Origin of the sequence: Pseudoalteromonas sp. bablab_jr011, from assembly GCF_016464045.1 — a bacterium.
Lineage (GTDB): Bacteria > Pseudomonadota > Gammaproteobacteria > Enterobacterales > Alteromonadaceae > Pseudoalteromonas > Pseudoalteromonas lipolytica.
The window spans coordinates 1-373 of record NZ_JACDWU010000177.1 but is presented as its reverse complement, the minus strand read 5'-3'; the positions used below and the strand labels follow the sequence as shown (position 1 = coordinate 373).

Below are 373 nucleotides of genomic sequence, written 5' to 3'. Positions count from 1 at the left end.
TCGATACAAATTAAGTTAAATTTTGACATGTATGGATTCCTTATTGGTAAAAGTGGTTTTGCAATTTCTTTATACCGTACTTACCCTATTTAGGGGAGGAGTCCATACATCTCCTACGTCTCTTCACCTTGCGCTTATGCGCCTTTTATCTTTGTATGCAATCTAGGCATAGTGCTGGACAATTTAGCCCTGAACGCAAAAAACCCGCTGCATTTCTGCAACGGGTTTCTCTAATTAGGAGCCTGGCGATGTCCTACTTTCACATGGCAAATGCCACACTATCATCGGCGCTGTTTCGTTTCACTACTGAGTTCGGCATGGAATCAGGTGGGTCCAAAACGCTATTGTCACCAAGCAAATTTGGTTGTTAATC

General features: G+C 42.4%; 1 rRNA gene. It reads right to left on the bottom strand.

Going from position 1 to position 373, the window contains the following annotated elements:
• Positions 1-240 precede the first annotated feature (240 nt).
• Positions 241-355, bottom strand: a 5S ribosomal RNA gene (gene rrf / locus JIG41_RS09855).
• Between the last annotated feature and the right edge of the window lie 18 nt (positions 356-373).